At 70.8% G+C, this 26,375-nt stretch carries 25 protein-coding genes; 10 read left to right on the forward strand and 15 right to left on the reverse strand.

Going from position 1 to position 26,375, the window contains the following annotated elements; genetic code table 11:
- Nucleotides 1-38: 38 nt before the first annotated feature.
- The 4 genes from OG975_RS21040 to OG975_RS21055 form a co-directional block, all read right to left on the reverse strand.
- A complete protein-coding gene (locus tag OG975_RS21040) occupies nucleotides 39-1,157 on the reverse strand; it encodes an LLM class flavin-dependent oxidoreductase (protein ID WP_327429552.1) in 1,119 nt (372 codons plus the stop codon).
- 98 nt (nucleotides 1,158-1,255) lie between these two features.
- Complete coding sequence (locus tag OG975_RS21045; protein ID WP_406330853.1) at nucleotides 1,256-2,041, reverse strand: SDR family NAD(P)-dependent oxidoreductase; 786 nt, start codon at nucleotides 2,039-2,041, stop codon at nucleotides 1,256-1,258.
- Nucleotides 2,042-2,072: 31 nt separating this feature from the next.
- Nucleotides 2,073-3,014, reverse strand: coding sequence for an LLM class F420-dependent oxidoreductase (locus OG975_RS21050; RefSeq protein ID WP_406330854.1), 942 nt, complete (start codon nucleotides 3,012-3,014; stop codon nucleotides 2,073-2,075).
- A gap of 155 nt (nucleotides 3,015-3,169) precedes the next feature.
- Nucleotides 3,170-4,414, reverse strand: a complete 1,245-nt coding sequence (locus OG975_RS21055) for an amidohydrolase family protein (protein WP_406330855.1) — start codon at nucleotides 4,412-4,414, stop codon at nucleotides 3,170-3,172.
- 289 nt (nucleotides 4,415-4,703) lie between these two features.
- Here OG975_RS21055 and OG975_RS21060 point away from each other — a divergent pair, with 289 nt between their 5' ends.
- A complete protein-coding gene (locus OG975_RS21060; RefSeq protein WP_406330856.1) occupies nucleotides 4,704-7,661 on the forward strand; it encodes an AfsR/SARP family transcriptional regulator in 2,958 nt (985 codons plus the stop codon).
- A gap of 209 nt (nucleotides 7,662-7,870) precedes the next feature.
- Entirely contained in the window at nucleotides 7,871-8,044 is a 174-nt protein-coding gene (locus tag OG975_RS21065; protein ID WP_330305335.1) for a hypothetical protein, read from the forward strand.
- Between the two features lie 136 nt (nucleotides 8,045-8,180).
- Here OG975_RS21065 and OG975_RS21070 read toward each other — a convergent pair whose 3' ends face one another.
- From OG975_RS21070 to OG975_RS21085, 4 genes are all read right to left on the reverse strand, one after another.
- Nucleotides 8,181-8,618, reverse strand: coding sequence for a PIN domain-containing protein (locus tag OG975_RS21070; RefSeq protein WP_406330857.1), 438 nt, complete (start codon nucleotides 8,616-8,618; stop codon nucleotides 8,181-8,183).
- Between the two features lie 22 nt (nucleotides 8,619-8,640).
- A complete protein-coding gene (locus OG975_RS21075) occupies nucleotides 8,641-8,925 on the reverse strand; it encodes a type II toxin-antitoxin system Phd/YefM family antitoxin (protein ID WP_406330858.1) in 285 nt (94 codons plus the stop codon).
- A gap of 87 nt (nucleotides 8,926-9,012) precedes the next feature.
- Complete coding sequence (locus OG975_RS21080; RefSeq protein WP_406330859.1) at nucleotides 9,013-9,360, reverse strand: DoxX family protein; 348 nt, start codon at nucleotides 9,358-9,360, stop codon at nucleotides 9,013-9,015.
- Nucleotides 9,361-9,543: 183 nt separating this feature from the next.
- Nucleotides 9,544-11,127: a FadD3 family acyl-CoA ligase gene (locus OG975_RS21085; RefSeq protein ID WP_406330860.1), complete on the reverse strand. Its 1,584-nt coding sequence runs from the start codon at nucleotides 11,125-11,127 to the stop codon at nucleotides 9,544-9,546.
- 102 nt (nucleotides 11,128-11,229) lie between these two features.
- Between OG975_RS21085 and OG975_RS21090 the strand changes: the two genes are divergently transcribed.
- Genes OG975_RS21090 through OG975_RS21100 form a run of 3 tightly spaced genes read left to right on the forward strand, consistent with a single transcriptional unit; the run spans nucleotide 11,230 to nucleotide 13,652 of the window.
- Nucleotides 11,230-12,378, forward strand: a complete 1,149-nt coding sequence (locus OG975_RS21090) for a lipid-transfer protein (protein WP_406330861.1) — start codon at nucleotides 11,230-11,232, stop codon at nucleotides 12,376-12,378.
- A 12-nt stretch (nucleotides 12,379-12,390) separates the two neighbouring features.
- The gene (locus OG975_RS21095; protein ID WP_406330862.1) at nucleotides 12,391-12,879 is read left to right on the forward strand and encodes a Zn-ribbon domain-containing OB-fold protein; all 489 of its coding nucleotides are present in this window, start codon (nucleotides 12,391-12,393) and stop codon (nucleotides 12,877-12,879) included.
- On the forward strand, nucleotides 12,876-13,652 hold the full coding sequence (locus OG975_RS21100) for an enoyl-CoA hydratase/isomerase family protein (protein WP_406330863.1): 777 nt from the start codon (nucleotides 12,876-12,878) through the stop codon (nucleotides 13,650-13,652). The genes OG975_RS21095 and OG975_RS21100 overlap by 4 nt, the downstream gene beginning before the upstream one ends.
- A gap of 205 nt (nucleotides 13,653-13,857) precedes the next feature.
- Here OG975_RS21100 and OG975_RS21105 read toward each other — a convergent pair whose 3' ends face one another.
- On the reverse strand, nucleotides 13,858-16,188 hold the full coding sequence (locus OG975_RS21105; protein WP_406330864.1) for a PQQ-binding-like beta-propeller repeat protein: 2,331 nt from the start codon (nucleotides 16,186-16,188) through the stop codon (nucleotides 13,858-13,860).
- Between the two features lie 277 nt (nucleotides 16,189-16,465).
- Complete coding sequence (locus tag OG975_RS21110; protein WP_406330866.1) at nucleotides 16,466-17,200, reverse strand: VOC family protein; 735 nt, start codon at nucleotides 17,198-17,200, stop codon at nucleotides 16,466-16,468.
- Between the two features lie 210 nt (nucleotides 17,201-17,410).
- Between OG975_RS21110 and OG975_RS21115 the strand changes: the two genes are divergently transcribed.
- The gene (locus OG975_RS21115; RefSeq protein ID WP_406336381.1) at nucleotides 17,411-18,046 is read left to right on the forward strand and encodes a TetR family transcriptional regulator; all 636 of its coding nucleotides are present in this window, start codon (nucleotides 17,411-17,413) and stop codon (nucleotides 18,044-18,046) included.
- 155 nt (nucleotides 18,047-18,201) lie between these two features.
- Here the strand turns inward: OG975_RS21115 and OG975_RS21120 are convergent, their stop codons facing one another.
- A complete protein-coding gene (locus OG975_RS21120) occupies nucleotides 18,202-18,654 on the reverse strand; it encodes an Lrp/AsnC family transcriptional regulator (protein WP_406330867.1) in 453 nt (150 codons plus the stop codon).
- Nucleotides 18,655-18,748: 94 nt separating this feature from the next.
- On the opposite strand from OG975_RS21120, the gene OG975_RS21125 reads away from it, so the two are divergent.
- Nucleotides 18,749-19,369, forward strand: coding sequence for a LysE family translocator (locus OG975_RS21125; protein WP_406330868.1), 621 nt, complete (start codon nucleotides 18,749-18,751; stop codon nucleotides 19,367-19,369).
- Nucleotides 19,370-19,456: 87 nt separating this feature from the next.
- On the opposite strand, the gene OG975_RS21130 is transcribed toward OG975_RS21125, so the two are convergent.
- Together OG975_RS21130 and OG975_RS21135 are read right to left on the reverse strand one after the other, a co-directional pair.
- Nucleotides 19,457-19,969, reverse strand: a complete 513-nt coding sequence (locus OG975_RS21130) for a nitroreductase family deazaflavin-dependent oxidoreductase (protein ID WP_406330869.1) — start codon at nucleotides 19,967-19,969, stop codon at nucleotides 19,457-19,459.
- Nucleotides 19,969-21,180: an acyl-CoA dehydrogenase family protein gene (locus OG975_RS21135; RefSeq protein ID WP_406330870.1), complete on the reverse strand. Its 1,212-nt coding sequence runs from the start codon at nucleotides 21,178-21,180 to the stop codon at nucleotides 19,969-19,971. Before OG975_RS21135 ends, OG975_RS21130 begins: the two co-directional genes overlap by 1 nt.
- Nucleotides 21,181-21,421: 241 nt before the next feature.
- On the opposite strand from OG975_RS21135, the gene OG975_RS21140 reads away from it, so the two are divergent.
- Entirely contained in the window at nucleotides 21,422-22,609 is a 1,188-nt protein-coding gene (locus OG975_RS21140) for a thiolase C-terminal domain-containing protein (protein WP_406330871.1), read from the forward strand.
- 33 nt (nucleotides 22,610-22,642) lie between these two features.
- Here OG975_RS21140 and OG975_RS21145 read toward each other — a convergent pair whose 3' ends face one another.
- Nucleotides 22,643-24,226 carry a hypothetical protein gene (locus tag OG975_RS21145; RefSeq protein WP_406330872.1) on the reverse strand — a complete coding sequence of 528 codons (1,584 nt, stop codon included), beginning with the start codon at nucleotides 24,224-24,226 and terminating at the stop codon, nucleotides 22,643-22,645.
- 90 nt (nucleotides 24,227-24,316) lie between these two features.
- Here OG975_RS21145 and OG975_RS21150 point away from each other — a divergent pair, with 90 nt between their 5' ends.
- Both OG975_RS21150 and OG975_RS21155 read left to right on the forward strand, forming a co-directional pair.
- Nucleotides 24,317-24,670 carry a hypothetical protein gene (locus OG975_RS21150; RefSeq protein WP_406330873.1) on the forward strand — a complete coding sequence of 118 codons (354 nt, stop codon included), beginning with the start codon at nucleotides 24,317-24,319 and terminating at the stop codon, nucleotides 24,668-24,670.
- Nucleotides 24,671-24,739: 69 nt separating this feature from the next.
- Nucleotides 24,740-25,396 carry a pyridoxal 5'-phosphate synthase gene (locus tag OG975_RS21155; protein ID WP_406330874.1) on the forward strand — a complete coding sequence of 219 codons (657 nt, stop codon included), beginning with the start codon at nucleotides 24,740-24,742 and terminating at the stop codon, nucleotides 25,394-25,396.
- Here the strand turns inward: OG975_RS21155 and OG975_RS21160 are convergent.
- The gene (locus OG975_RS21160) at nucleotides 25,374-26,327 is read right to left on the reverse strand and encodes a GNAT family N-acetyltransferase (RefSeq protein ID WP_406330875.1); all 954 of its coding nucleotides are present in this window, start codon (nucleotides 26,325-26,327) and stop codon (nucleotides 25,374-25,376) included. The two genes, OG975_RS21155 and OG975_RS21160, sit on opposite strands and share 23 nt — an antisense overlap.
- Between the last annotated feature and the right edge of the window lie 48 nt (nucleotides 26,328-26,375).

The raw sequence follows: 26,375 nt of genomic DNA on the forward strand, positions 1-26,375 counted from the left end.
GCGAGCAACCACAACCGGCCCGCAGTCGCCCACGAACCTCAGACCGCCCCCCGGAACCGCGTAGTCCGATGCACAGGATCCGTGTCGATCTTCGGGATCACGTGCTCGCCGATCATCCGGATCGTCTGGAGGGTCTCTTCCTTGGGGACTCCGACCGGCAGCCCGAAGCTCAGCTGGTCGGCACCCGCCTGCTCCCAGCGCTTGCACTGGGTGAGCACCTCGTCGGGGTCGCCGCAGATCAACAGCTCCTCCTCGATGAGGAGTTCGACGAACTCGGCGTTGTACTCGGGGAGCGTCTCGGGCCAGACGGGGAAGCCCTCGGGGCGCGGGAAGGTGTCGTGGTAGCGGAAGACGAGGGAGGGCAGATAGTGCAGCCCGCCGCTCACCGCGATCCGGATCGCCTCGTCGTGCGTGGGCGCGCAGATCGCGGTGGTCGTCACCATCACGTTGTCGTTGACGAAGTCCCCAATGGGCTCGGCGTCGACGACCGCCGTCTTGTACTGCTCGAGCACCCACTCCATGTCGGAGACCTTCTGCACGCTGAAGCCGAGCACACCCAGACCCTTGCGGGCGGCCATCGCGTACGAGGGCGGCGACCCAGCGGCGTACCACATCGCGGGGTGCGACTTCCCGTACGGCTTGGGCAGCACCTTGCGGGGCGGCAGCTGCCAGTGCTTGCCCTTGAACCCGACGTACTCGTCCTGGAGCCACATCTTGGGGAACTCGGCGATGGTCTCTTCCCAGATCTCCTTGGTGTAGTTCATGTCGGTGATGCCGGGAAGGAAGCCGAGGATCTCGTGCGATCCCGCGCCGCGTCCGGAGCCGAACTCGAAGCGGTTCTCGGTGAGATGGTCGAGCATGGCGACCTTCTCGGCGACCTTCACCGGGTGGTTGACCTGGGCGAGCGGGTTGAAGATGCCCGAGCCGAGGTGGATGCGGTCCGTCGCGTGCGCCAGATAGCCGAGGTAGACGTCATTGGCGGAGAGGTGCGAGTACTCCTCCAGGAAGTGGTGCTCGGACGCCCAGGCGTACTTGAAGCCGGACTTGTCCGCCTGGATGACGTACTCGGTCTCCTCCATCAGCGCCTTGTGCTCCGCGAGCGGATCGGTCTCGGCCCGCTTGCCCACGTATCCCTGTACAAAGAGCCCGAATTCCAAGGAGGTTCACCGTCCCCATCCAGTTACCTGACGCATCGTCAGATTCTTTGAGCCGACTGTTCCACCGCGCGCATGCACCGTCAATACCTGATACGGCGTCAGAGAACGCTGACGCCCGCCAGCCATCCGCCGTCGATCACGAACGGCTGCCCGGTGATGTACGAGGAGTCCTCGCCGGTCAGGAAAAGGACGAGCCGGGCCACCTCCTCCGGCCTGCCGATCCTCCCGAGCGGCACGAGCTTGCGGTACAGCTCGTCGAGCGCCTCCGAGGCCGCCGCGCTGTCGGCGGGGTCGGCGTCCGGGTCGAGCTGGGCGGGGTTGCTCATGGCGGTGTCGACGGCGCCCGGGCAGACGGCGTTGACGCGGATCCTCTTGGCGGCCAGTTCGAGTGCGGCGACCCGGGTCAGCCCGACGATGGCGTGCTTGGTCGCGGAGTACGCCCCCACCCACGCCATCCCGGTGAGCCCCGCGTAGGAGGCGGTGTTCACTATGGTGCCCCCGCCCGCGGCCTCGATCTCGGGCGCGACGGTCTTGATCCCGAGGAACACCCCGACCTGGTTGACCTGCACGATCTGCTGGAACTCGTCGAGGGGCGTGGCGACCAGCTCGTTGAAGCGGAGGATGCCGGCGTTGTTGACGAGCCCGTCGATGCGCCCGTACGCGCTCTTCGCGGCGGCGACGGCCGTGTGCCAGTCGGCCTCCTGGCTCACGTCGAGATGGACGTACCGCGCGCCGATCTCCTTGGCCAGGGCCTCACCCTGGTCGTCGAGCACATCCGCGACAACGACGTCGGCACCCTCCGCCGCGAAGAGCCGCGCCTCCTGCTCGCCCTGCCCGCGCGCCGCACCGGTGATGAGAACGACGCGTCCGTCCAGCTTGCCCATGCCGTGACTCCTTGGTTGAGGTTGCAGCGCGCTAGTCGAGGTGGGGCGCGACCTCGGCGCCGAACGCGGTGATCTGATCGATGAGTTCGGTGCGGCCCCGGCAGCGGAAGCGCACCTGTATCTGGTGCACACCCATCGCGCGGTACGCCCGCAGCGACTCGGCGAGCGCCTCGGGCGCCCCGTGCAGCGTGCGCCGCCCGACGTCCCAGCCGGGCGCACCGACGTACAGCGGCTCGGTGATGGCGCCGACGGTGACGGGGTCCTCGATCCCGGCCTCCGCGCGCAGCCGCTTCAGCCGGGCGATCTGCCCCGGCAGCCGGTCGCGCGGATCGCCCTGCGGAAGCCAGCCGTCGCCGCGGAGCGCGGCCCGCCGCACAGCCGCGGGCGAGGAGCCGCCGACCCAGACGGGCACCCGTTCCTGGGCGGGCCGGGGCCGCTGCCCGAGCCCCTCGAAGTCGTACAACTTCCCATGGTGTACGGGGAATTCGTCGGCCCCGAGCGCCGCCCGCAGGGCGTCGATGGTCTCGTCGAGGACGGTCCCCCGCCGCTCGAAGTCGGCCCCGACCGCCTCGAATTCCTCCTGTACGTGCCCGGCGCCGACCCCGAGGATCAGCCGCCCCTGGCTGAGGTGATCGAGGGTCGCGTACTGCTTGGCCGTGACCAGCGGATGCCGCAGCCCGACGATCGCGACATGACTGAGCAGCCGTACGCGCTCGGTCACGCCCGCGAGGTAGGAGAGGGTGGCGACGGGGTCGTACCAGATGGTGCTCATCGCTCCCGCGAGACGCCGCGGGATGGCGACGTGGTCGCAGCTCGCGAGGTAGGCGAAGCCGGAGCGGTCGGCGGCGCGGGCGATCTCGACGAGGTCGGCGGGACCGGCGCCGGCCTCCCATGGCTCGGCGTAGATGGTGCTCTGCGACTGGACGGGGAGCTGCATCCCGTACGCCAGTCGTCCTTCGGGCAGCACCTGCATGAGCACGCACCCCTATTCCAATAGGTAACTATCTGACGATCCGTCATGTAGCTGGCCTGGCAGCCATCGTCGTAGCTGACGGATCGTCAGACAAGGGGTGTGCGGAATGTCTGCGAGATGGGCGCGGGATGCGCTCGGGGTGCGCTCGGGGTGCTTTACGGCACCCAGAGCCCGTCCGCCGTGAGCCCCAGCAGCTCGATGGCGTTGCGCCGCACGATCCGGTCGACCACGTCCGCGGCGAGATGGCCCATCTGCGCCTCGCCGACCTCCCTCGACTTGGGCCAGGTGGAGTCGGAGTGCGGGTAGTCGGTCTCGTAGAGGACGTTGCCGACGCCGATCGAGTCGAGGTTCCTGAGCCCGAAGGCGTCGTCGAAGAAGCAGCCGTAGACGTGCTCGGCGAAGAGTTCGGACGGCGGGCGGTGGACCTTGTCGGCGACGCCGCCCCAGCCGCGGTTCTCCTCCCACACCACATCCGCGCGCTCAAGGATGTAGGGGATCCAGCCGATCTGCCCTTCGGCGTACATCACCTTCAGGTTCGGGAAGCGCTCGAACTTGCCGCTCATCAGCCAGTCGACCATCGAGAAGCAGCAGTTGGCGAAGGTGATGGTGGAGCCGACGGCGGGCGGGGCGTCGGCGGAGGTCGACGGCATGCGGCTGGAGGAGCCGATGTGCATGGCGATGACCGTGCCGGTCTCGTCGCAGGCGGCGAGGAAGGGGTCCCAGTCGTCGGTGTGGATGGAGGGCAGCCCCAGGTGGGGCGGAATCTCGGAGAAGGCCACCGCGCGTACGCCACGGGCGGCATTGCGGCGTACTTCTTCCGCCGCAAGCGCGGGGTCCCACAGGGGGATGAGGGTGAGCGGAATGAGACGACCCCGGGCGGCCGGTCCGCACCACTCCTCCACCATCCAGTCGTTGTAGGCCCTGACCCCGAGAAGTCCCAGCTCACGGTCCTTGGCCTCGGTGAACGTCTGGCCGCAGAAGCGGGGGAAGGTGGGGAAGCAGAGGGCGGACTGCACGTGGTTGACGTCCATGTCGGCCAGGCGCTGGGGGACGTCGTACGAGCCCGGTCGCATCTGCTCGTACGTGATGACTTCGAGGCGTATCTCGTCCCTGTCGTATCCGACGGCGGTGTCGAGACGGGTGAGCGGCCGGTGCAGGTCTTCGTACACCCACCAGTCGCCGATGGGGCCGTCGTCGCCGGGGCTGCCCATGACGGGCGCGAACTTGCCGCCCAGGAAGGTCATTTCCTTCAGCGGCGCGCGGACTATGCGGGGGCCGGTGTCCAGGTACTTCTTCGGGAGCCGGTCCTGCCAGACGTTCGGGGGCTCCACCGTGTGGTCGTCGACGGAGATGATCTTCGGGAAGGCCGGGCCGGCCGCGGGCGTCTCCATGGTCTCCATACGGCCCACGGTAGCGCTGATCTGACGACCCGTCAGCTACTCGCGAGGTACCCGCCCGCTGTCCGCCCGCTATCGCCCCTCCGCCCGTCCTCCATCCGTCAGGCGCCTGCCCGCCTCCCTTGCCGGGCGCCCGGATTGGTCGAGTGTGTGCGGTTGTGTGGGGAGAGTATGTGAGGACCCTGTGGTGTCCCGTGCGGCTGCCTGTGATCGCCGTCTCGCACGGCTGACGCATCCGCCATGAACAAGGCAAACTGGCCTCGTTGTACTGACGGTTCGGCAGGGGGCAGCGATGGACGGTGTGCCGCGAGTACCGGAGCAGTGGCGTCGCGAGGAATCGGCGGCGTTGCGCTTCAGCGTGCTCGGCCCGGTGCGCGCCTGGCGTGACGAGGAGCCCCTGCCGGCGGGATCCCCGCAGCAACGCGCCCTGCTGGCCGCGCTGCTGCTCCGCGAGGGGCGGACGGCGACGGCCTCCGAGCTCATCGACGCGCTGTGGGGCGACGAACCCCCGTCCCAGGCCCTGGCCGCCGTACGGACGTACGCCTCCCGGCTCCGCAAGGCGCTGGGCCCCGAAGTCCTGGTCAGCGAGTCGGGCGGGTACGCGATCCGGTCCCTCGGCGAGGGCGCGCTGGACCTCGCCCGCGCCCAGGAACTGGCGGCCGAGGCGGAGAAGGCCCGCGCCACCGGTGACCTCTGCCATGCCCGCGAGGTGCTGCGCGACGCGCTCGGCCTGTGGGACGGCGAGGTGCTGGCGAGCGTTCCCGGGCCGTACGCCGAGACACAGCGCGCCCGGCTGGAGGAGTGGCGGCTCCAACTGCTGGAGTGGCGGCTCGACATGGACCTGGAGCAGGCCTGCCACGCGGAGGCGGTCTCGGAGCTGACGGCCCTGACGGCGGCGCATCCGCTGCGGGAGCGGTTGCGCGAGCTGCTGATGCTGGCGCTGTACCGCAGCGGCCGCCAGGCGGAAGCGCTGGCGGTCTACGCGGACACGCGGCGCCTCCTGGCCGACGAGCTGGGCGTCGACCCGAGGGCGGGCCTGAAGGAACTCCAGCAGCGCATACTCCAGGCGGACCCGGGCCTCGCCGAACCGTCGGCCCCGGCCGCCGAACCCGCCGCCGCACCGGTCCGCCCCGCCCAACTGCCCGCCACAGTCACGGACTTCACCGGCCGGGCGTCCTTCGTCCAGGAACTGAGCGACGTCCTGGCCTCGGCGTCGTCCGACGCGGGCCGGGTCATGGCGGTCTCGGCGCTGGCGGGCATCGGGGGCGTGGGCAAGACGACCCTGGCCGTACACGTAGCCCACCAGGCGCGCGCCGCCTTCCCGGACGGGCAGCTGTACGTCGACCTCCAGGGCGCGGGTTCGAGAGCGGCGGAACCGGAAACGGTCCTGGGCGCCTTCCTCCGCGCCCTCGGCACGGCCGACTCCGCGATCCCCGACTCCCTGGAGGAACGCTCGGCCCTGTACCGCTCGGTCCTCGACGGCCGTCGCGTCCTCGTCCTGCTGGACAACGCCCGCGACGCCGCGCAAGTCCGGCCCCTGCTGCCCGGGATGGAGGGCTGCGCGGCGCTGGTCACCTCCCGGGTACGGATGGTGGACCTCGCGGGCGCCCATCTGGTGGACCTGGACGTCATGTCCCCCGAGGAGGCCCTCCAGCTCTTCACCAAGATCGTGGGCCAGGAGCGGGTAGCCTCCGAGCGGGAGGCCGCCCTGGACGTGGTCGCGGCGTGCGGCTTCCTACCCCTCGCCATCCGCATCGCGGCATCACGACTGGCCGCCCGGCGCACGTGGACGGTCTCAGTACTGGCCGCGAAGCTGGCGGACGAGCGACGGCGCCTGGACGAGCTCCAGGCCGGGGACTTGGCGGTGAAGGCGACTTTCGAGCTGGGGTACGGGCAGCTGGAACCGGCGCAGGCGCGCGCGTTCCGCCTCCTGGGCCTCGCCGACGGCCCGGACATCTCCGTGGCGGCCGCCGCGGCGGTGCTGGACCTGCCCGTCGAGGACACGGAGGACCTGCTGGAGTCCCTCGTCGACACGTCCCTGCTCGAGTCCGCGGCACCCGGCCGCTATCGGTACCACGACCTCGTACGCCTCTACGCGCGTGCTTGCGCGGAGCGGGATGAGCAGCCGCCGAGTGAGCGGGAGGCGGCGATGTCGCGGTTGCTGGACTTCTACTTGGCTACGGCGGCGGGGGTTTATGCGATCGAGCGGCCGGGTGAGCGGGTCCTGGAGCACTTCGCGGGCACCGACTGGCCGGGGTTGTCGTTCCCCGACCGCGACCGGGCGTTGGAGTGGCTGTTCAGCGAGTCGAACTGCCTGCTCGCCTGTGCCCAGCAGGCGGCGACGGCCGGACTGCAGCGCAAGGCGGCCGACTTGCTGATGGCCGCGGTGGATCTGGGCGAGTCCGGAGCCAACGCACTCCAGTTCGCGCAAGCCGCCACCGCGGTGAGCGACGCGGCTCAGCGCACCGGAGATCCCTGGGCGGAGGGACGGGCTCGTACGATGCTCTCCCACGTTCACAGCGTCTGCGGACGCTTCGCCGAGGCGGAAGAAGAGGGCGAGCGGGCCCTGCGACTCGGGCTCTCGGCAGACGACCCCGTGGCCTGCGGACAGGCCCCCAATCAGCGGGGCATCATCGCGCTCTACGAGGGTCGCCATGCCGATGCGGAAGCCCATTTCGAGCGCGCGCTGGAGGCCTTCCGCGCCGACGGTAACCAGCCGGGTGCCGCCGCCGCGCTGTGCAACCTCTCTCGTGTCCACCTCGCCACCAGTCGAACGGAGAGCGCCGTAACGCTCGCCGAGTCGGGGATCAAGATCTACGAGCAGGACGTCACGGGCCAGACCCTCCGTCTCGCCAACGGGAAATACGCCTTGGGCCTCGCGCTGACGAGTGCGGGAAGGACCGCGGAAGCACAGTCGGCGCTCCTCGCGGCACTGGACGTGTTCCGCGACAGCAGACAGCGTCTGTGGCACGGAATGACCTTGTTCCGCCTCGCCGAACTACATCTTTCCGACCGCTCACCGGCGCAGGCCGCCGCGCACGCCGAACAAGCCCTCGCGGTGCTGCGCGGGATCGGCGGCGAGTGGCGGCGCGCCAACGTACTCACGGTCCTCGGCCGCGCACTGTCGTTGATCGGGCACATCGATCGAGCTCAGGTGTGCTGGCGGGATTCCTTGCAGATCTTCGAGGACCTCGGCTCCCCGGAGGCCGACGAGGTGCGCTCCCTCATCAGTCCGGCCGCAGTCGCCTGACCTGGGTGCTTCGACCGTTCATCAATCGTTTATCGCGGACCGTCACTCTCATGTGTGCCGGTCCGTCGTGTCGGGGGGCAGACGGCTCGGTCCTCGGCCACACCGTTAGGGTGAACGGCCTTACGAATGCCCGTCCGGCGGCCCTCGGGGGAGTCGCCGGGCGGGCACGTTCAGCACTTCACTGCCCGAAATCAAGGGAGTTGACCGCCATGGCCGACAACACGGACACCGTCAAGCCGGACGACGCGCACGCCACCGACGAAGAGCTCACGACCCTGGACGCCCACGCCACGGACGAAGAGCTCAAGCCCGCGGACGCTCACGCGACCGACGAGGAGATCACCACCCTGGACGCTCACGCGACGACTGAGCGCCCCTTCTAGACCCACACAACACGGGGATCGGCCGCGGCGGCGCGGAGGGGGAGCCGTCGCGGCCGACGTGTGTCCGGCGCACGGCTTCGCCTTCCTCACGGAGGTGAAGGGGTGACCGCGGCTCGCAACCGGTCGACCCCGTACGTCAGATGTCGTCCGGCAGGAGCCGGAACGCCCCCTGACCCGTGAGCGGGCGCATCATGCGGAAGTGGCGGTCGGTCGTGAAGATGTCGGCAGTCTGGAAAGCGGCGGCCAGGACCACGTTCATGGCGTCCGCAAGCCCGACTCCCTTGCCTCCGCCGGCATCTTCGTAACCGCGCATTACGGCCATCGCCCCACGCAGATGCGGCGCCGACTCCGCGACCTCGAAGCGCCGGGCCTCCACCTGACCCGCGATGAAATCCAGGGCGTTCATCGACGCTCTGGGACCCACCCGCTCCGTGAGCAGATAGTCGAGTTCGGTGAGGACCATCGGCGAGACGACGAGATGACCGACGCGGGCGAGCGCCTCCCGGTGTGCCGCATGACGCGTGTCCTTCGGCGTGAACAGTCGATAGAGCGCGTTGGTGTCGGCGATGGCCACGGGAATCGAAGGCCCGGGAACGTCAGTCATCGCCCGCACCCATCCCCCGCAGCGTCTCGTCGATCTCGTCATCGCTGAGTGCCGGACCACCCAGGTCGGGGAGGTCGAGCAGCCCCATGGGGTCAGTCCTGAAGGCGTAGACGGGGCTCCCCGTCCGGACCCCGTCACGGACTCCGTGGGGAACGATGTCCCCTATCGGCACGCCATCTTTGGTGATGGTGACGGTCTCCCCCGCCTCGACCCGGGCCATGACCCGCGAGGTCTGCTGGTTGAGCTCCCGGAGCGGGATTTCCCTGTGCCTGCCCATACTCATCAGCGTACTACGCGTTCTACACCCCTCGCCAAGTGTCCCGGGGAACCTTGATCAACGCCCCCGAGTGCCACAGGCACGCGGTCACGCGGCCAGCCCCAGCACCAGCGCCCCCACCACCGGCGCCGCGTACACCAGCGGGAACGGGATGTGCGAGTACCAGCGCGCCCGGGCCACAGTGATCGCCGCTCCGGTGAAGTACAGGACCAGGCCGATCCCGGCCGCGACGCCGAGCGGCGGTACGAACAGGCCGACCAGCAGGCCCACGGACCCCGCCGCCTTGGCCGCACCGAGCCAGGGCCACCACGAGCGGGGGACGCTGTAGTCGGTCAGGGCCTGGACGACCCACTGGGCGTGGAAGAGGACGGCGCCGGCCGAGTAGCCCGACATGGCGGCGGCCAGGATGGTGACGATGATGTGGGCAGTGGACATGGGGGATGCTCCTTGTCAGGGGGCCGGGGCGGGGTTGATCCGATCCGCCCGGGCTGGTGTGTCCGTCCGTCACTGGATTGACACCGGGGGGCGTACGGGTGTGACACGACGGCCGGAAGTTTTTTCGACAGCCTCAGTCACAACCTCGGGGCCCGCCTGACCCATCTGGCCCTCACCATCCCCTCACTGCCCCCGCAACTCCCCCTTCACCACCTTCCCGCTCGCGTTCCGCGGCAGCTCCCCCACGAACTCCACCACCCTCGGCACCTTGTAGTTCGCCATCTCGCGCCGAGACCACGCGATGAGGTCGTCGGCGGTCAGTACGGCCCCCGCCCGGCGGACCACGTACGCCTTGCCCACCTCGCCCAGGCGGCCGTCCGGTACGCCGATCACCGCGACGTCGGCCACGTCCGGGTGCAGACCGAGGAGTTGCTCTATCTCGGCGGGGTAGGCGTTGAAGCCGCCGACGATGAACATGTCCTTGATGCGGTCGGTGATACGGAGGTTGCCGGCGTCGTCGAGGACGCCGACGTCGCCCGTGTGCAGCCAGCCGTCGGCGTCGAGGACCGTCGCCGTGGCGTCCGGATCCTCGAAGTAGCCCTGCATGACGTTGAATCCGCGGACCAGGACCTCGCCCGGGGAGCCGAGGGCCGCCTCGACCCGTATCTCCGTGTCCGGGATCGCCCGGCCCGAGGTCGAGGCGATCACCTGCGCCTCGTCTCCCCGGCGGCACATGGTGACGATGCCGCTCGCCTCGGAGAGGCCGTACGCCGTCAGGACCGTGTCGATCTTCAGCTCCGACTTCAGGCGTTCCACCAGGCGCAGCGGAACCACCGCCGCGCCCGTCACCACCAGACGGAGCGCCGAGAGGTCGTACGCGTCGCGGGAGGGGTGGTCCAGGAGTGACTGGTGGAGGGTGGGCGGGCCCGGGAGGACCGAGATGCGCTCCGACGCCACGTTCGCCAGCACCGTGTCCACGTTGAACACCGGCTGCGGGATCATCGTCGCGCCGCGCATCAGGCAGGCGACGATGCCCGCCTTGTAGCCGAAGGTGTGGAAGAAGGGGTTCACGATCAGGTAGCGGTCGCCCTCGCGCAGGCCCGCGAGGTCGCTCCAGATCGCGTAGCCGCGCAGTGTCTGGGCGTGGGTGATCAGGGCTCCCTTGGGGCGGCCCGTCGTGCCCGACGTGAAGACGATGTCCGAGGCGCAGGAGCCGGACACGGTGTCCCCCCGCTGCCGTACCTCCTCCGCTCCCACGCCCTCCCCGCTCGCCAGGAAGTCCTTCCAGGTACGGAAGTCGGCGGGGGCGTCGTCCGCGAGGACGACCACCTGTTCGAGGTGCGGGAGGCCGGGCAGGGGGCCCGCACCCCCCTCCCCTTCCGATGAAGCCCGCCGCAGCGACGCCACATACGACGTCCCCAGGAAGGTCCCCGTCACGAACAGCAGTTTCGCCCGGCTCCGGGAGAGGACGTACGCCGCCTCCGTGCCCTTGAACCGCGTGTTCAGCGGCACCAGCACCGCCCCCGCCGACACCGCGCCCAGCGCCGAGACGATCCAGTCGAGGGTGTTCGGCGCCCAGATGGCGACGCGGTCGCCGAGCCGTACCCCGTTCGCGACGCAGGCCGCCGCCGCACGTTCCACACGGGCGCCCAACTCGGCGTACGAGACCCGTGTTCGGCCCTCGACGACGGCCTCGCGCTCCGCGAACCGCGTCGCCGCCGACCGCACCAGTCCCGGGATGCTGCCCCACTCCAGGTCTCCGCGCATCGCCCGCCTCCCACCGGCCCAAGCACACTAGCTGACTGACCGTCAGATTAGCTGTAGCCTGACGCCCTGTCAGCAGCCGGGACCGTCTGCGGAGGTGCACCCATGCCGGGGATCAAGGACGCCACAGCCGTCGTCGGGATCGGGCAGACCCCCTTCGCCAAGCAACTTCCCGAATCCGAGAAGGCCTTGGCCTGCCGGGCGATCCTCGCCGCCCTCGACGACGCCGGGATCGCACCCGCCGAGGTCGACGGGCTCGCCTCCTACACCATGGAGGAGACGGACGAGGTGGAGGTGGCCAAGGCCGTCGGGCTCGGCGACCTCACCTTCTTCAGCAAGGTCGGGTACGGCGGGGGCGGCTCCTGCGCCACCGTCGCGCATCTCGCCGCCGCCATCGCCGGCGGGCAGGCGACGGTGGGAGTGGCCTGGCGGTCGCGGAAGCGGGGGTCCGGGCCCCGGCCGTGGAAGAACACCGCCGTCCAACTCCCCACCCCCGCCCAGTGGACCCGCCCCTTCGGCCTCCTCCGGCCCGCCGACGAGATCGGCATGCTCGCGCGCCGCTACATGCACGAGTACGGCGCCACCCGCGACCACCTCTTCAACGTCGCCCTCGCCTGCCGGAACCGCGCCAACCAGAACCCGGCCGCGATCATGTACGAGCGGCCGTTGACCCGCGAGATGTACATGACCTCCCGCTGGATCAGCGAACCCCTCTGCCTCTTCGACAACTGCCTTGAGACAGACGGGGCGTTGGCCTGCGTGATCGTCTCCGCCGAGCGCGCCCGCGACTGCCGCCGACGCCCCGTCTACGTCCACTCCGCCGCCCAGGGCCTGCCCGCCCAGCACCACGGCATGGTCAACTACTGGAACGACGACCCGCTCACCGGCCCCGCCTGGACCGCCGCCCGACACCTGTGGAAACAGGCCGACTTCACGCCGGACGATGTCGATGTGGCGCAGATCTACGACGCGTTCACGCCTCTCATACCGCTCTCCCTTGAGGGATACGGCTTCTGCGGGAGAGGGGAAGGCGCGGCCTTCACGGAGGGCGGCGCGCTGGAGATCGGCGGGCGGCTGCCCGTCAACACCGGCGGGGGCGGGCTCAGCGAGGCGTACGTGCACGGCTTCAACCTCATCAACGAGGGCGTGAAGCAACTGCGCGGGACCAGTACGGCCCAAGTCCCCGGTGCCACCACCTGCCTGGTCACGGCGGGCGAGGGCGTACCGACGTCCGCGCTTCTACTCCGGGCCTGAGGAGCCGCCACCATGACCACCATCAACGCCACGAGCACCACGGACGCCACGAGCGCCACGGCCTCGGACCAGTCCCTTCTCTCGCCCGTCCCCGACGACGACGGCGCCCCCTTCTGGGAGTACGCGGCCCGGGGCGAACTCCGGGTCCAGTCCTGCGCCGACTGCGGCGAGCTGCGCTTTCCGCCCCGGCCCTGCTGCCCGCACTGCCACTCCTTCGCGAGCGAGTGGCGGGAGATGAGCGGCAGGGGAAAGGTCTGGTCGTACGTCTTCCCGCATCCGCCGCTGCTTCCCGCCTACGCGGAGCAGGCCCCGTACAACGCGATCGTGGTGGAACTGGCGGACGCCCCCCGGATACGGCTCGTGGGGAATCTGGTGAGCGGTGCCGGTGAGGCCCTCAACTCCGTCCCGCCGGAACGGATCCGGATAGGGGCGCGGGTGCAGGTGGTGTTCGCCGACGTGAACGGTGTGGCCGTGCCCCGCTGGGTTCTGGAGCGGCCGTGAGCGGCGGGCTGCGCGTCACCGCCGACAAGGACACCGGCGTCGCCGTCCTCACCCTCGACCGGCCCGCGAAGCTCAACGCCATCGACCTCGACACGGCCGCCGAACTCGCCGCCGCCTGGCGGGAGTTCCGGTTCGACGACACCGTACGAGCGCTCGTCGTCACCGGGGCGGGCACGCGGGCCTTCTGCACGGGGATCGACCGGGACGTCGTCGTGCCGCAGCCCGACTCCCCCTACATGGTGGACGATCCGCTCGTCGCGATCGGGCCGAAGGCGAACGACCTGTGGAAGCCCGTGATAGCCGCCGTGAACGGGATCGCCTGCGGGGGTGCCTTCTATCTGCTGGGGGAGGCGGAGTTCGTGGTGGCCGACGAAGCGGCGACCTTCTTCGACCCGCATACGACGTACGGGATGGTCAGCGCGTACGAGTCGATCTACATGGCGCAGCGGATGCCGTTCGGGGAAGTGGCGCGGATGGCGTTGATGGGGACTGCCGAGCGGGTGTCGGCGCGGCGGGCGTACGAGGTGGGGATGGTGTCGGAACTCACCGCGCCCGGTGCGGCGTTGGGGGCGGCCGTCGATTGTGCCGCTGTCATCGCCTCGTATCCGGTGGAGGCGGTGCAGGGGACGGTGCGGGCGTTGTGGCTGGCCAAGGAAGCGGCTCGGGCGCAGGCCCTCGCGCATGCGCCGCAGCTCGTGTCGCTCGGGAATCTGCCGGGGGAACGGCAGGCGGGGCTGTTCACGGCCCGCCGCCCCGGATTCCGCCTGCGGTGACCCCCGGTGGCTCCGCGTGGCGGGTTCGTCGCACGCGGCGTAGCGTCTGCATCGAGACGGCCGCCGTCCGAAGCCCCCTTCCGTGCCCGGCACGACGGCCGTCACATCCCTGGGGGCTGCGCCCCCAGACCCCCAAAAGATTGCGCAGTTCCCCGCGCCCCTTTTAGGGGCGCGGGGAACTGCGCAATCTTTTGGACCAGCCCCCTCACGTCGTGCGAGCCGTCCCCGTCCCCTTCTCCGCGTCCAACGCGTACACGCACCGGTCCTTGCTGCACGCGTACACCACACCGTCCTTGACCACCGGAGCCCCGGTGATCTCACCCCCGGTCGCCAGCTTCCAGCGGAGTCGGCCGTCGTCGGACTTCAGGGTGTACAGGAGATGGTCGGTGGAGCCGAAGTGGATGCGGCCGTCGGCGACGGCGGGGGCGCCGACGAGGTCGCCGCCGGCCTGGAAGCGCCACTTCGGTGTGCCGGTGACGGCGTCGAGGGTGTACAGGCCCTTGCCGCTGCCGACGTGGACGTGCCCGGCGGCGACGAGCACCGGCTCGATGGAGGCGCGGGACTCGGTGGCGATGCGCCAGCGGTCGCGGCCGTCGGTGGCGTCGAGGGCGTAGACCGTGCCGAGGTAGTCGGCCAGGTACACGCCGCCGCCCGTCACCGCCGGGCCCGGCGCGAAGGTGGGCGGACAGAGGAAGACCGCCGGGGCCTCGAAGTGCCAGCGGACATGCCCGCTCGCCACGTCGACGGCGAGGACGCGGGTGCCGGCGGAGAGGTAGACGTAGCCGTCGGGCGCCTGGGTCAGACGGACCGGAACGCCGCCGCAGGAGGCCGCGTCGCCGATCGGGTACGACCAGCGCTCCTCACCGGTACGGGCCTCCAGGGCGCGCAGCCGGGCGTCCTTCCAGACGTACACCGTGCCGTCGTGGATGGCGGGCCCGGCCTCCGGGGACTCGAAGTCGGTCTGGGCGCCGGTCAGCTCCCAGAGTTTCTGGCCGTTGGAGGCCTCCCACGCCTGGACTCCGCCACCGCGCGTGCCGGTGACGACCGTCCCCCGGTCGGCCTTGAGCGAGTACACCCAGGCGTCCGTCGACAGGCGCCAGAGGTCGTCTCCCTCGCGGGCGTCCAGCGCGAACAGCGTGGGGCCGTCCGACGCGTGGATACGGCCGTCCGCGACCGCCATCGACCACGCCACGTCGCGCGTCTTGAAGCGGCGTCGGCCGGTCGCGACGTCGAGGGCGTGGACCTCGAAGGAGGTGACGTAGACGAGGTCGCCGGCGACCGAGGGCGTACCCCAGACGTCGTTGGACATACGGAAGCGCCAGGGGCGCCAGCCGGAGGGTGAATCGGGCGCGGGGGGCGCGACGGTGGGCGCGGGCGCCGGATCAGCACCGTTCACGCCGGCGCGCGGCCGGGACCAGGACGCCGCGAGCCCGGCTTCCGGAGGGGGCGCCTTCACGGCGGCCGCGCGGGTGTCCGCGACGCGCGGGCCGGGGCCGATGGGCACCTGGGCGCCCGCGAGGCGCACCGGGCCGGTGTCGGGCGCCCCCACGGGCACAGGCGCGTGCGAGGGGGGTGCGGGCACGGGCGCGCGCCCCCCACCGCTCCGTCCACTCCCCCCGGAGGAAGGCTTCACGGGCGGACGGCCGCCGCGGCGCGTCTCGATCAGGCCCACCGCCCGCTCGGGCAGCCACGCCGACGCCGTACCGCTGTCGTCGGAGCCGGAGCCGAAGAGGTGGGGCGCGAGCTGGGCCTGGAGGTCGGCCGGGTTGGGACGCGCCGTCGCCTCCATCTGCATGCAGGACTCGATGAGCGGGCGCAACTCGGCGGGCAGGCCTTCGAGGTCCGGGCCCTCGCGCAGCAGCATGAACACCGTCTCGACCGGGTTCGCGCCATGGAAGGGCGCGTGGCCGGTCGCGGCGAACACCAGCATCGATCCCAGCGAGAAGACGTCGCTCGCGCCGGTCACGCTGCGCGAGTCCTTCGCCTGCTCGGGGGACATGTACGCGGGCGTACCGACGGCGACGTTCGTCATGGTCAGACGGGTGTTCGAGACGCCGGACGCGATGCCGAAGTCGATCACGCGCGGCCCGTCCTCGACGACGAGGACGTTGGAGGGCTTGAGGTCACGGTGGACGAGACCCGCGCCATGGATCGACTGGAGGGCCTCCGCGACGCCCGCCGCCAGCCAGCGCACCGCCTGGGCCGGGAGCGGCCCGCACTCGTTCACCATTTCCTCGAGCGAGGGCGCGGGGACGTACGCGGTGGCCAGCCACGGCACCGCGGCGCGCGCGTCGGCGTCGACCACGGCCGCCGTGTAGAAGCCGGACACGGCGCGGGCCGCCTCGACCTCACGCGAGAAGCGGACCCGGAACAACTGGTCCTCGGCGAGCTCCGTCCTGACCGTCTTGATCGCCACGCGCCGGCCGGAAGCCGAGCGCGCGAGATAGACCAGGCCCATGCCGCCCGCACCCAGCCGTCCCAGCACCTCGAACGGCCCGATCCGCCGCGGATCGTGCTGCGTCAGCTGATCCACCACTTGCCTGTGCCACCTCCCCGTACGAGCCACGTCATCCACGTATGAACGCGGCCCAGTGCAGCGTCTCACCACCGCACCGCAATGGCGGCACGCACCCCGATTCTTCCTGGCCGAGCCACAGGTTGCGAACCAGGGGGCGGATCGGGGTGTCTCGGGACATACCACCCGATCCTTGGGTGTCACCACGCCCATGTTCAGGCTGAAACGCGACTGTTCACCGTTGAAGTACAGCGCATCGCCGTTGAAATACGGCGCATCACCGTTGAAGTACGGCCACTCACCGCTGAAGTACGGCGAAGGACGCCCCCTGATTGTCCGTGACGACGGCCACCCGTCCGTACGACGTGTCGAAGGGTGTCGCCTGGACACGGCCGCCGAGCCGGTTCACCGTCCCGAGTACCGCCTCACAGTCCTCGACGCCGAAGTGGACGAGGAAGTGGGGCGGCATTTCGGCCGGGAAGACGTCGGAGACGGGGGCGCGGCCGAAGTCGGGGGTCGCGTCGGGTCCGAAGAGGGCGTCGTGGAAGAGGGTGCCGTAGAAGCGGTCGACGGCCGTGGTGTCCCGTGCGTACAGCTCGGCCCAGCAGAAGGTGCCCCGCTGGTGCCGCTTGCCGAAGCCGGGGTGGGTGCCGGCCTGCCAGAGGCCGAAGACAGCGCCCTCGGAGTCGGCCGCGAGGGCCATCGTGCCCAGCTCGCCGGAGAGGCCGACCGCCGTCGGGGTGGTGATGACCTGCCCGCCCGCGTCCATGATCCGCCGGGAGAGCCCGATGACGTCGGGCGTCGCGAAGTACACCGTCCATACGGTGGGCATCCGGCCGTCCAGCTTGGGCGTGAGCCCGGCGACGGGCTCACCGTCGAGGTGTGCCAGGCCGGACGGGCCGTATCCCTCCGCGAAGGTCCAGCCGAAGAGCTCGCCGTAGAAGCGCTTGCCCGCCTCCACATCGGGGAGCTGCGCGTCGACCCAGCAGGGCACGCCCTCGGTGAAGTCGGCGAAAACGGCTGATTCGGCCATGCGGCCAAGCTAACGGCCCTTCACGCATCCCGCAGAGCAGAGGCACCCACCCCCGTGAACCCCACGAACGCCCGTGAATCTCTCCCGTGCACTCTCGTGAACCCTCGTGAACCCCCTGCGTACCCACGTGCCGAACGGCCACACCCCATTTGCAGTCGGCCGAATCGCGCTCCGATCACCCCTCGGTAAGCTGACGGCATGACAGGACAAGTGCGTACCGTCGACGGCCGCGTGGCCGGACGGCGTGGGCAGGCGACTCGGCAGAAGCTGCTCGACTGCCTCAGCGAGATGCTCAGCTCCTCGCCCTACCGGGACGTCAAAGTCATTGATGTCGCCCGGAAGGCGGGAACTTCGCCTGCGACCTTCTACCAGTACTTCCCGGACGTCGAAGGCGCCGTCCTGGAGATCGCCGAGCAAATGGCCGCGGAGGGCGCCGGGTTGACCCAGCTGCTCGAAGGGCGTTCCTGGGTCGGCAAGGCCGGCTGGCAGACCGCGCAGGAACTCGTCGACGGCTTCCTGGATTTCTGGCGCAGGAACGACGCGATCCTGCGGGTCGTCGATCTGGGCGCCGCCGAGGGCGACAAGCGGTTCTACAAGATCCGTATGAAGATCCTGAACTCCGTGAACAACTCCCTTACGGACACGGTCACCGAGCTCCAGTCCAAAGGCAAGGTCGACAAGGACGTGAACCCGGGGGCGATGGCCGGTTCCCTTGTCGCCATGCTCGCGGCGGTGGCCTCGCACCAGAAGGGATTCCAGACGTGGGGCGTCAAGCAGGCTGAACTCAAGCCGAATCTCGCGCTGTTGGTGCACCTCGGCGTGACCGGTAAGAAGCCGACGAAGTAACGCTTCGCTGCGCCCTTGCCCCTTGCCCCAACTGCCTCGTTTCTTCTTGTCCCAACTCCTGTCATACAGGCGGCAGTCCACCGGTGTGGACTGCCGCCTGCTGCGCTGTACGGGCGGTCACGAAGGCACCGGCCGGTCACGAAGGCGCCGGCCGGTCACGCGGGCAGCGGCCGGTCCGTCACCACATGCTTCATCACGAGCGTCGACGTCAGCCGCTGCACACCCGGCAGCGTCGCCAGCCGGTCGTCGTAGAGCCGCTGGAAGGCCGCGAGGTCGGCGGTGGCGACCCGCAGCAGATAGTCCGGCTCCCCGAAGAGCCGTTGCGCGTCCAGTACGTGCGGGATGTCGGCCAGCGCGCGCTCGAAGTCGGCGACGGTGTCCCGGTCCTCCTGGCGCATCGAGACGAAGACCAGCGCCTCGAAGGTCAGGCCCACGGCGGCCGGGTCCACCACCGCGCGATAGCCCCGGATGGCACCGGACCGCTCCAGCTCCCGCAGCCGCCGATGGCACGGCGAGACACTGAGCCGCACCCGCGCGGCCAGCTCCGTCACGGTCAGCCGCCCGTCCTGCTGGAGCTCGGCAAGAATTTTCCGGTCTACGGCATCCATGGGGCAGATCTTCCCCCAGAAACCGCGATCATGGGCAAACTTCGAAAACACCTTTGGGGCAATCGCGCCTAATGTCCCCCGTATGAATTGGGGAATGAACGCGGGACTGGTCACGGCCTTTCTCGCCCTGGATCTGCTGCTGGTGTGCGTACCGGGCGCCGACTGGGCGTACGCGATCTCCGCGGGACTGCGGGACCGCTCCGTGCTCCCGGCGGTCTCGGGACTCGTCGCCGGGTACGCGGTCCACACCCTGCTCGCGGTGGCCGGGCTCGCGGTGCTGGTGGCGGGGTCACCGGGACTGCTCACCGCGCTGACGGTGGCGGGGGCGGCGTATCTGGTGTGGCTGGGGTGGGGCGTGCTGCGCAGGCCCGCGACACCGGGGGCGTCCGCCGACACCGCCGCGGCCTCACCCGTACGCACGTTCCTGCGCGGCGCCGGCATCAGCGGCCTCAACCCGAAGGGCCTCCTGCTCTACCTCTCCGTACTGCCGCAGTTCCTCAGGCCGGCGGCCGGGGCCCCGGTGGCCGCGCAGACCGCCGTGCTCGGCGCGGTCCACATGGTCAACTGCGCCGCCGTCTACCTCACCGTCGGCGTGCTGGCCCGCGCCGTACTGCGGGCCAGGCCGGCCGCGGCCCGCGCGGTGGCCCGCACCTCCGGCGCGGCGATGCTCGGCATCGGCGGGTTCCTGCTGGTGGAGCGCCTGGCCACGCTCTGACACGGACGCGAGCTCTTGACGCGGACGAGAGCGCCTGACACGGGCGAGAGCGCCTGAGGCGGCGGCGCCGTCGATCGTGCGAGGCGATCAGCGCCGTACGATCCGGAACAGCCGGATCTCCCGGTCGATCCGCGCCTGATATGTGGCGTACGGCGGCCAGAACGCCAGCACCGCCTTCCACGCCGCGTCCCGCTCCTCCCCCTGAAGCAGATGAGCGGTGACGGCGATATCCTCGCCCTTCCAGCTGATCTCGACGTCCGGATGGGCGAGGAGATTGGCCGTCCACGCCGGATGGTCCGTACGCCCGAAGTTGGAGCCGATGAGGATCCAGCCGGACGGACCACCCGCACCATCCACACCACCCGCACCACCCGCACCGATGCCCTCGGGCATGCAGGCCAGCGGTGTCCGCCGTTCCAGCCCGCTCTTCGCGCCCCGCGCGGTGAGGATGACACCCGGCAGCATCTGTGCGCTGAGCAGCACCTTTCCGCGTGTGAGCCGGTGTACGGCCCGGTCCAGGGCGGGGATCAGATGCGGCGCGATCTTCGCGAAGGTCCGGGTCGAGGACACCTTCTGCACCAGTCGGACTCCGGGGGCCATCAGACCGTCACCTCGCCGCCGTCGAAGAGACGCGCGGCGTCGGCGGCGTACCCGCGCAGCCGGTGGACCGGCCCGAAGAGCAGTTCGTCGCCGGACGCGCGCTTGAAGTAGAGATGGGCCTCATGCTCCCAGGTGAAGCCGATGCCGCCGTGCAGTTGGATGCCTTCGGAGGAGGCGGTGCGGAGCGCCTCCAGCGCCTGGGCGAGCGCCAGTCCGCCGACGTTCTCTCCGTGCGCGGTCGCCCAGGCCGCGTAGTACGCCGCCGAGCGCGCCGCCTGCACCGCCACGTACACATCGGCCAGCCGGTGCTTCACCGCCTGGAAGGAGCCGATCGCCCGCCCGAACTGCTCGCGTTGGCGTACGTACTCGACGGTCCGCTCCAGCGCACGGTCGGCGGCGCCCACGGCCTCCGTGGCGAGCACGGCGGCGGCGGTGTCCCCGACGGCGGCGAGCGCACCGGGAACGTCGGGCTTGTCAGGCCTATCGGGATCGTCGGGCTCATCCTCGCCGAGCAACTCGGCTTCCACGTCCCGCAGTTCGATCCGGGCCTGCGGCCGTGTCTCGTCCAACGACGTCTGCCGCGCCCGCACGAGCCCCTCGGCACCCTCCCGCACCAGGAACAGCAACGTCCGCGACCGAGCGAATCCCCCTGTGTGCGCGGCCACCACAAGCAGCCCCGCACTATGTCCGTCGAGCACCTGTGCCGCCTGCCCATAGAGGCGCCACACACCCTCGACCCGCCGCGCCTGTACGCCCCCGGCGCGCCCGCCGCCCGCCCAGTCCCCCCGGTTGTCGCCGACCAGGCCGAGCGCGGTGGCCAGCCCGGCCCCCGGTACGGCGAGCGCGGCGGTCAGCTCGCCCGAGGCGAGGCGCGGCAGCAGTCCGGCCCGCTGGGATGCGCTGCCGAGGGCCAGGATCAGCGGAGCGGCGAGCACGGCCGTGGACAGCAGCGGCGAGGGGGCGAGGGCGCGCCCCGACTCCTCGCAGGCGAGGGCGAGTTCGGTCACCGAGCAGCCGACACCGCCGTACGCCTCGGGAAGGGCGAGCCCGGGCAGCCCGAGCTGCCCCGCGAGCGCCTCCCAAAGACCGCCGTCGTACCCGGCGGGGGTCCGCACGGCGGCCCGCGCCTCCTCCGGACCGCAGCGTTTGAGGAGGAGTTCCCGGAGGGTGCGGCGGATCTCGTCCTGTTCGGCGGTGAAACGGGCGTCCATGGGCGGGCTCCTCGAATCCATCCCGGATCTGACGGGCCGTCATGTTAGGGCGAGGGGTCGCAGATGCACAGGGGTGCGACCGCCTCCCGGCGGGGATCTCGCGACAGGTTCCCCAGCGGCGATCTCCCGACAGCGACCTCCCGGCAGGGCACTTATCTGATGTACCGTCAGATTTATGACGACGCCAGGAACTCCAAGGACTTCCGGTCAGCGCATATCGGATCGGACTTCCGGTCGGCACATGTCGGCTCAGGCTTCCGGTCGGCGCAAGGTCGCCGTCGTGGGCGTAGCCCTCTCCGACTGCGGCCGCGTCGACGAGGCGACCCCGTACGCCCTGCACGCCCAGGCGGCCCGCCGTGCGCTGGCCGACTCGGGCCTGGACCGTTCGGTGATCGACGGCTTCGCGTCGGCGGGCCTCGGCACACTGGCCCCCATAGGAGTAGCCGAATACATGGGCCTGAAGCCCACGTGGGTCGACTCCACCTCTGTCGGCGGCTCCACCTGGGAAGTCATGGCGGCGCACGCGGCCGACGCGATCGCGGCGGGCCACGCGAACGCCGTCCTGCTCGTGTACGGGTCGACGGCGCGCGCGGACATCAAGGCGGGGCGGCGCACGGGCAATCTGTCCTTCGGCGCGCGGGGGCCCTTGCAGTTCGAGGTTCCGTACGGCCACACGCTCATCGCCAAGTACGCGATGGCCGCACGCCGCCATATGCACCAGTACGGCACGACGCCGGAACAGCTCGCCTCGGTCGCGGTCCAGGCCCGCGCGAACGCGGCGGCGAACCCGGAGGCGATGTTCCGCGACCCGATCACCGTCGACGACGTCCTGTCCGGCCCGGTGATCGCGGACCCCTTCACCAAGCTGCACTGCTGCATCCGCTCCGACGGCGGCGCGGCGGTGCTGCTGGCGGCCGAGGAGTACGTACGCGACTGCCGTACGGACCCGGTGTGGATCCTCGGCACCGGCGAGCACGTCTCGCACACCACCATGTCCGAGTGGGCCGACTTCACGGTGTCCCCGGCGGCGGTCAGCGGCCGGCTCGCGTTCGAACGCGCCGGGGTCCGCCCGGACGAGATCGACTTCGCCGAAATCTACGACGCCTTCACCTACATGACCCTCGTGACCCTGGAAGACCTCGGCTTCTGCGCGAAGGGCGAGGGGGGTCCCTTCGTGGACGCCGGGAAGGGACGGCTACTGGTGAGCGGGGAGCTGCCGGTGAACACGGACGGAGGCGGCCTTTCGGCCCAACACCCGGGCATGCGGGGCCTGTTCCTGCTGGTGGAGGCCGTACGGCAGCTGCGGGGCGAGGTGGCGGAAGAGCGGCAGGTACGGAGGCCCGACGGGGGTTTGCCGCAGCTGGCCGTGGCGTCCGGGACCGGGGGCTGGTTCTGTTCGTCGGGGACGGTGGTGTTGGGCCGGGGGTGAGGTTTCTGGGCCTCTGAGTCTCTGCCTCCACTTCTAATCCAGGCCGCCACTTCGGCGCACGAGGATGCGCCCCTCCGCCGTACCGATCAGCAGGTCGCCGTTCGGGGCGACGGTCAGGCTGCACGGAGTGAAGGCGTACGGGCCGTAGGTGTCCTCGTCGGTGGTCGTCCCGCGGTGGATGACCTTGCCGTCGTCCGCGCGCAGGGTCAGCAGTTCTTGCCCGCCGGTCACCACGTGGACGAGCCCCTCGTGGGTGTCCACGCCCGTCACCCGGGCGTCCGTGGGGCAGGTCCAGACGATGTCGCCGTGCGGGAGGGCGCGGCGCAGGAGACGGGCGTTGCGGCGGTTGACGAGGACGGAGTGGACGAGGCCCGGGCCGAGGCTGTCGTGGACGTACACGGCGGGGCCGCCCATGACGTAGTCGTCCGGCGCCGCGTCCTCCAGGAGCGGGAAGAGCGGCTCGATCCCCTTCGGCGTGGCCTCGACGACCCACTTCTCGCTGTTCTCCTCCTGGTTCTTCTCCTCTGCGCCGTAGAGGAAGAGCAGGTGGGGCGAGCGGCGCACGCGGAAGTCGAACGAGCGGTCGCACTCGCCGAGTTCGAGGGTGGCAAGCTGCTTGCCGGAGGGCGTGTACACACGGCTTTCGTACGGTGGCCAGCGCGCCGGCGGGAACAGGTCGCGGGAGTCGCGGGCCACCCAGGCGCCGTCCGCACGCGCCGTGATGGCGACGGGGAAGTCGAGGCGGTGTTCCGCGAGTTGGGTGCCGTCCGTGAGCGCGATGCGGCGGAGCAGCGTGCTCCGGTCGTCGCTCGTCCCGACGAGGACCGTGACCCAGGCCGTCTCCTCGTCCGGCGTGACGTACAGCTGCCCGCCGGAGCGGTGCGGGAAGTCGTCCGGCTCCGGCACCGACCACAGGAGCTCGCCCTCCGCCGACCAGCACTCCAGGAGCGTGCCGCAGCGCAGGGCGGCGATCACGCGGCCGTCGGTGAGCGCTTCCACGGCGACGACCTCGTCACGGCGGTTCCAGGTCCGCCCCGCCCGGTCCGCCAGGTCGGCCAGCGGGGGCCTCGGGGGGACCGGGTCCCAGGCCGACGGGCCGTCGTCGTCCACGGGGGTGCGCGGCCCGAAGGCGAGCCCGCCCGCCGCCGCGTCGTCCAGGCAGCCGCGCCAGTCGTCCCGTTCGGCGACGCACGTCAAGTAGGCATCGGAGCCGTCGCGTTCGTAGGCGTGGTCCGGTTCCGCGACGGCGATCTCCAGACGGCGCTCGTCGATCCAGTGCAACGCCGTCACACCCACCTCGTCGAAGGGTACGGCGGTACGGCGGCGGGTCCCCGGCTCGTAGAGCACCAACTCCCCACGGCGGTACGACTCGTCGCCCTCCTCCGTGGCGATGGCCAGCAGCGGGAGGGCGGGGTGGAAGGCGAGTCCCTCAATGCTCTGGTCCAGCTCCACGAGGTGCCAGAGGGAGAGGTCGGCGGTGCGGTAGATCCCTACCTGGGACCTGACGGCACGCGCGCCGATGTAGCTGCTGGCCGCGATCCACTCACCGTCGGCACTCACATCGACGGTGAAGGCGTGGCCCATTTCGGGGAAGGGGTGGTCCGGGATGACGGGCATGAACAGATCGTTCACCTCTTCGGGCTTGTGGATCAAACTGGTGGATCAGACTCGGCTTAGGGGTGGGTCGCCAACCGGGGGGCTGGTGCCGTGGGTTCAGCACAGGTGTGGATACCTCTGGTGGGCGTGGCCGTCGGCGGTGGGCTGTCCTACCTCGCCCAGGAGGGCATCCGCATCGCCGAGCCGCGCAAGCGCGCGACCGATCCGCTCGCCACCCCCGCGGAATGGCTCGAAGCCGCGCGGAGCCTCATCGACCGGCTCTGGGTCTGCGAACGGATGATCAGGGTCTTGTTCGGCGACGAGTTCTTCCAGCGGGCCTGGGACTACGCCTCGGCCGTGGATCACGTCATGTGGGAGCACCAGCTCTCCGACGAGGAGATGTGGGACCGCCTGCGCGAGCACCAGACACGCTTTCTGAACGCGGCGCGGCGCGAGGTCGCCTGACAGGTCCGGTGTGTCCAGGGGCTCCCGGGTCTCCGCGGACTCCCCGACTCCCGGGGCCATACTCGGCACATGGAACCGGATCTTCATGAGCTGCTGAGATCGCTGCGGGTGTGGGACACGGAGCTGCCCTCCTTCGACCCGGGCGCCGCCCCCGACGAGCCGTTGCCTCTGTTCGCCCGGTGGTTCGCGGAGGCGGTGGCCGCCGGGCAGACGGAACCGCACACGGTGTCGCTGGCGACAGCAGACGAGGACGGGCTGCCGGACGTACGCACGGTGATGCTGCACGGGGCCGACACGACCGGCTGGTCGTTCGCCTCGCACGCGACCAGCCGCAAGGGCCGACAGCTCGCCGCCCGGCCGTACGCGGCGCTCGGCTTCTACTGGCCCGCGCAGGGGCGCCAGATCCGGCTCCGCGGCCCCGTCACCGTCGCGCCGCCGGAGGAGGGCCAGGCGGATCTGCACGCGCGTTCCACGGGGGCACTGGCCGCCGCGCTGGTGGGCCACCAGAGCGAAGTCCTGCCCTCGGAGGACGAATTGGCGCGGGCGTCGGACGCGGCCTGGGACCGGGCCCGACGGGAGCCGGACGCGCCCGCACCCACCTGGACCCTCTACCGCCTGCGCCCGGACGAGGTGGAGTTCTTCCAGGGGGATGCGCGGCGAAGGCATCTGCGCCTCGACTACCGCCGCACGGAGGGTGGTTGGGTCAAGGAGCTGCTGTGGCCGTGACGTCGGCCGCACCGTCCGCCGTAACGTCGTCCGCCGTAACGTCGTCCGCAACGTCGGCCGTGAAGTCGTACGTGGCGAAGTCGACGACCGGACGGTAGCCGAGGCGCTGGTACAGCCCGTTGCTGGTCGGGTTGGCGAGGTCGGCGAAGAGAAGCACCTCGTCGGCGCCGGCGGCGAGGGCAGCGCGACTGACCTCGGCCGTGGCGGCACCGGCGTAACCGCGGCCGCGCAGGTGGGCCGCGGTGTAGACGGGCGCGACGCGGATCTGCCCGGCGATGAGGTCGGTGCGGCCGGCCATGGAGACAGGGGTGCCGTCGGGGGTCTCCCAGAGGGTGGCGCCGCCGTAGGAGAGCCGGTCGTCGGCCCAGGCGCCGCTGTCACGCGACCCGTCCTCACCGATGATCTCGGCGAACTCCCCGTACCACTGGGCGAGTCGGGCCCTGTCCGGCTCCGTCGCGACCCTGGCCCGGCCGGGCGGGGCGGGTTCGTGCGGTGTCAGGGTGCCGAGACGGTACAGCCGCTGGCGCTCGCGCAGTGTGACCGTGGCTCCCGTACGCCGCTGCCAGGCCTCGGCGAAGGCCGCGGTGGTGTCACGGTCGCCGAAGACGCCGGACGGGCTGTGGCCGAGGTCCGCCAGCAGGGCGGCGAGGACGTCGGTGTCCTCCTCGGAAAGGGGCGTGAGGTTCAGCGGATACGGCGGCGTCCGGAAGAGGGTCGCCCGCACGGCCCCCTCCCGCTCCAGAAATCCGAAGACAGGCGCTTCCTTCCCGTACCCGTCCATCCCGCGCCGCCGCAAGGCGTCCGTCACCGTCAGCGGCACGGTGTGCATCGCGGGCCGCGAGCGCAGGAACTCCCCGGCCCGCCCGAGAAAGACGTCCAGGTCATGGGTGAGCCGCCAGCCGGACGCGACGTCGTACGCAACAGATTCCATGTCAGATGATCCCGTGGGCCCGGGAGCCTGCGCCTCCGATTTACGGAC

Origin of the sequence: Streptomyces sp. NBC_00203 (assembly GCF_045206325.1) — a bacterium.
Taxonomy (GTDB): Bacteria; Actinomycetota; Actinomycetes; order Streptomycetales; family Streptomycetaceae; genus Streptomyces; species Streptomyces lutosisoli.